Origin of the sequence: uncultured Lamprocystis sp., from assembly GCF_903933125.1 — a bacterium.
Taxonomy (GTDB): Bacteria; Pseudomonadota; Gammaproteobacteria; order Chromatiales; family Chromatiaceae; genus Thiodictyon.
Map to the genome: position 1 here is coordinate 1 of NZ_CAIZIZ010000187.1, position 4,964 is coordinate 4,964.

General features: G+C 71.0%; 1 protein-coding gene and 1 pseudogene. Both read right to left on the bottom strand.

Annotated elements, in window-relative coordinates:
* Positions 1 to 168: 168 nt before the first annotated feature.
* On the bottom strand, positions 169 to 4,359 hold the full coding sequence (locus tag QZY03_RS09380) for a CHAT domain-containing protein (protein ID WP_295580326.1): 4,191 nt from the start codon (positions 4,357 to 4,359) through the stop codon (positions 169 to 171).
* A 25-nt stretch (positions 4,360 to 4,384) separates the two neighbouring features.
* Positions 4,385 to 4,534, bottom strand: a pseudogene (locus QZY03_RS32040) (TIR domain-containing protein); the annotation flags it as partial.
* Positions 4,535 to 4,964 lie beyond the last annotated feature (430 nt).

Sequence of the window (4,964 nt, forward strand, 5' to 3'; positions counted from 1 at the left end):
ATATGCTGCATAGAATTTCTCCGAATGCTGTGTGGCGTCACACAGTTGGCCCCATGAGCCAGTATTCCTTGTAGGTTGGGCTGAGGAACGAAGCCCAACGAGCAGCCAAACGTAAGGCGCTGAAATGTTGGGGTTCGTTCCTCACCCCAACCTACGCCCGATCTAGGGTCAGCGCAGGGCCTGCAGGAGGTCGGCGGCGAGCTGGTCCAGCAGCGCGGGCAGGGGCGCCGGGGTGGGGCGCTGGCTGGCGGCGATGGCTTGCAGGAAGGCGGCGAAGGTCGGGAGCGGCGGCGGGAGTTGGGTCAGTTGGGCCAGGGTCTCGGCGATGTCGGGCGGCAGGGGCTGAACTGGCGCGGGGGGCTGGGCAGCGGCGGCGGCCTGGTGCTGGTAGACGGCCTGGGCGAGGGCGACCAGGGCGTCGAGGAACTGGCGGTTTTGGAGCGCGGCGGCGGCTGGGTCGGCGGCATCGGCAGCATCCTCGCTACCGCCGCGGGCGCGGCGCTGCATCTCGGCGTGCTTGGCGTCGGCCTTGGCCTGCCACTGGTCCGCGGCGGTGCTCTCGCCGCGGGCGCGGGCGACCTGGGCGAGGCTGAGGTAGTCCTTCCAGGTGTCCGGATGGTCCAGCGGCTCGTGGATCGCGAGGGCCTGCCGGGCCTCGGCCTCGGCCCGGTCCAGGTCGCCGCGCAGTCGGTGCAGCACGGCCAGTTGGCCGTGGGACGAGGCGGCGTTGATCTGGTTGTTCATCTGCTGCCAGATTGCGAGGCTGGCCTCGATCTCGGTGACCGCGGCGGCGAGCCAGCGGTCGCGCCCGGTGCCGGCCTGGTCCGCGGCGGGCGGCGGGCCGTTCGGATGCGGGTCCGCATGCTGGATCGGATCGGGGGCCTGCTCGGCGCGGGTCTGGAACAGGATGCCGAGGTTCTGGCGCGTGCCGGCGATCTGGCACTGGTCGCCGAGCGGCCCGGCCAGGTCCAGGGCCTTGCGGTACCAGGCCTCGGCCGGGTCCAGGCGGCCGAGGTGCTGCTCGGCGCTACCGAGCAGGTCGCAGGTCTGCATCTCACCTCTCCGGTTCCCGGCCTGCTGGAACAGCCGCAGCGCCAGCTTCAGGGTCTCGACGGCCTCGGCGGGGCGGTCGGTTTCGCGCTGCAAGTTGCCTAGTCGCTGCGTTAAGGTGCCTTGCAGTTCCAGGTCTCCGATCCGCACGGCGGCGACCAGGGCCTCCCCGAAACCGGCCTCAGCCTCGGCATGACGGCCGGCATCCATCAGGATGGCAGCGGTCTGGCCCAGGCGGATGGCGAGGTTGCAGTCGTTGCCCAGGGCGGGGTCGAGCTCGGCGGCCTCGTTCGCGGCGGCCAGGGCCGCGTCGGTGCGCCCGAGGGCGCTGAGTGCATTGGCCAGATCGCCGAGGGCCGCCGACAGGTTGCCGCGGATGAACGCGCTCGCGTTGGGGTCGGCCGCGTCATACGTCAGGGCCCGCATGTCGGCAATGGCCTGCCTCAGCGGTTCCAGGGCCAAGTCCGCGCGGCCGGCACGGTCCAGGATGCGACCGCGGACGAGCCGGGCCAGCGCAAGTTGGATAGCCGGGTCTTCGTCGAGGCGTTCAACCGCCGTCGGTTTCCCGCCAGCGAGCCGCCGCTCCAGGTCCAGCACCGCGTCCAGCGCCGCCTGGGCCTTGCCCTGGGTAAAGAGGCCCCAGGCGTGGTAGTGGATCGCCGCGCAGCCGGTGGCGTCGAGGCGGTCCGCCGGCATCCGTGACAGGACCCACTGGACCAGGCGGTCGTGCTCCCGCAGTCGGCCGGCCATCTGCAGATAGGCCCCGAGGGTGTCCGCGAGCATCGCGCCATCCCGACGCCGCCCGGCCGCAAAGGCCAGGTCCATCGCCCGGCGCAGGTTGGTCTGTTCCAGCCGGGCGATGGCTATGCCAGCGGCGGGATCGGAGCCGATGAGCGCGTTTTGAATCATGTCCCGGACCTGGCGATAGACCCCGATGAAGCGCCCGGCGCGCTCGCCATCAGCGGTGGGGTCCGCCGGGGTCACGGCCTCGGCCAGGGTCGGGTGCAGCTTCAGGTACGGGGTGTTGCTGACTTGAATGCCCACGTCCTCGACCAGCAGCAGCGCGGTGGCGACCAATTCGGCGCGGATCGCGGCCCAGTCCGCGGCCGGGATCTGGCTGAAGTCGAGAAAGAACCGCTCGAACATCCCGCCCTCGAACCAGCCGAGCCACGGCAGCGCGGCCTGGGCCTGCGGGCTCAGCCGACCGCGGGAGAACTCCAGCGAGGCCAGCAGCGAGCGGTTGCGGCCCTCGCGATGGCTCGGGTCCTGGAACTGGTGCAGGCGTTGGGTGAGTTCATCGCCGATCTGAGCCGGGGTCAGGTCCTTCAGGTGCGGCGTGATCAGTTCGATGGACAGCGGGTGGTCTTCGATGCGGTCCAGCAGGGCATCGATGGCTGGGCGGTCGTAGCCGGGGCGGTCCAGCTTGATCTCCCGGCGCTCGCAGACGCCGCGCAGCAGGTGCAGCGCGTCGGGGCGGGCGAGGCCGGCGAGGCCAAGCCCGGCGATGCCGTCGAGGCCGGTCTCGGTCGGGCGGCAGGTGGCCAGCAGCCGGCCGCGGACCTGTTTGGGATTGTCGGCGTCGGTGAGGTCGCGGTAGAGGCGTTGGAGGTCGGGCAGCAGGTCTGAGGTTGTTGTGGGGCCGGCATCCTGCCGGCCATCTGTTGCCGTGGCCGGCTGGAAGCCGGCACCACGGGGCTGGGGGCCGGCGCCCCAGGCCGGCAGCACGGACTCGAAGTTGTCCCAGACCAGCAGCACCCGCGTGCGCCGGAACAGCCGTACCGCCTCGGTCCATTGTTGATCGGCCGGCAGGCTCCCGAAGCCCTCGCCGCCCAGGTGTTCACCGATCAGTTGCACCACCGCCTCGGCCCCGGCGCCGGTCTCGAAGCTGTGGAACAGGGCCAAGTCGAAGCGCCCGGTGCGCCGCCACCAGTGGGCGGCCTCGCGGGCCAGCGCGGTCTTGCCCATGCCGCCACCGGCGTGCAGTAGCACGGCCGGGTGGCGTTGCAGCAGGCGCTCCAGCCGCAGCAGTTCGCGGGCGCGGCCATGGAATCGGTAGCGCGGCGGCGGCGGGAAGCCCGGCAGCGGGGTCTCGTCGGGCGGCAGGTCGGCGGCCTCGGTGTCCACTGCCTGCTCAATCGGCACCAGGGCCGGGTCCGATCCGGCCCCAACGCCTGACTGGTAAAGCTGGGGGATCAGCCAGTCCTGCAACGGGATGGTCTCCGGGTCCGGCTCGGTGCTGAGCCAGCGCTTGGGGTTCGCGTGCAGCGCGCCGCGGGCGGCGTCGAGCGCGGCGCCGATGCTGCGCCCGGCGACCAGGGCTTGATAGAGCCGCTCGCTGACCAGTTTGGCGGCCTCGACATGCACCGAGTGCGAGAAGGCGATGACGCTGCCGACGCCGGCCTGGAGTAGGGCCGGGGCGACCGCGCCGAACACGGGTCGGTCCGAGACCTGGGCGCCGCGGCAGGCTTCCAGCAGCACCAGCGGCACACGCTGGGCGCTCAGCAGGTCGCCCAGGTCGCGGCCGGGGACCAGGTGGGTGCGGCCCTGGTCGTCCTCGAAGCACAGGGCGCCGACGCCGGTCTGCGGGAAATACTGGCCGTGGCCGTCGAAGTGGACGATGTGATAGGGCCGGCCGGCGTCGCGGGCGACGCTGAGGCGGCGCTGGAGTTCGGGCAGGGTCGGGGGCTCGCAGAAGTCGAGGAAGTCCGCGCTGTCGCTCGCCAGCGTCAGCAGCACGCGGTGGCCGCCTGGGATCGTGGCGCCACCTTCCAGGTGGCGACAAATACCGGCATGGATTGCGTGCTGGTCGCCGCCGGGGAACAGTGCCGCCCAGAGTTGCCGGCCCCAGTCGTCAAGCCGCTGTTCCAAGGCCGCGGCCCGGGCCCGGTCGCCGGCGCCGGGGAACTGAATGTAGCGCTCCAGATACCAGGCCAGCTCGTCCAGGTCCGCCTTGGTCAGCGGCAACTTGAACTCAAATGGGTTGCCGCCGTCCCACTGACCCTCGCAGACCTCCCCATGCCGGCGGATCGTCAGAACATGTTCCTTCGGTGCCGGCGGCGCGGGCCGCGGGGGCGCCGGCGGCTGGGCGGTGATGCCGGTGACGAGCCGGTCGATGGCCTGCTCGAAAGCGGGGCCGTGCAGGTCATCGGGCAGGTACACGGCGGAGTATTGGCCCAGGAACAACGGCAGCGCGCCGGCCCCCGGCAGCAGCACCGGGATCACCGGCTTGCCGGCGTTGCGGGCCTGGCTCAGCGCCACGCCCAGCTCCTGCTGCTGCACCGGGCCGATGGCGTTCGGCCCGACCAGCACCGCCGCCGCGGTGCAGCAGCGCCTGCTCCAGTGCCGACAGCCAGGGCTGGCCCGGCAGGATCTGCTCCTGGTCGATCCACAGCACGATACCGCGGTCCTTCAGCGCCGCGACGACCGCTGCCACGAGGGCCGCGTCGCGGCTGTTGTAGCTGATGAAGACCTGCTGTCCGCCCATGTCCGCCGCCTCCGTGGACCGTTCCGAAAACCGCTGCCTTGGGGGCAGATTATAGCCGTCGGACGTGATAGCCGGACGTAGGGGCGGGTGTTAAACCCGCCCCTACACGAGTGTCTGTCCGGATATCAGATACGAAGGCGATAACAAGCGGGTTCGGCGATTGCCAGCCTGGCGGCGGGGCGTCAGCTTGGTGCGGGCCTGCGGAAATCACCGTCCCGCGGTGGACGAGATTGTGAAAGTATTCGCTCCGAACCCGAAAACATCGCAATGCCGTAGGTTGGGGTTCGTTCCTGACACTGGTGGCGAATTCCCGGCCCCCCTTACGCGGCCGCTTGCAGGGCGGAAAACCGGGAGCGACGGGTTGGGGCCAGGGGTGTACCGGTCAACCAGTCGCCGATGCGTATCAGGTTCACGGCGACGGCCGTGACGA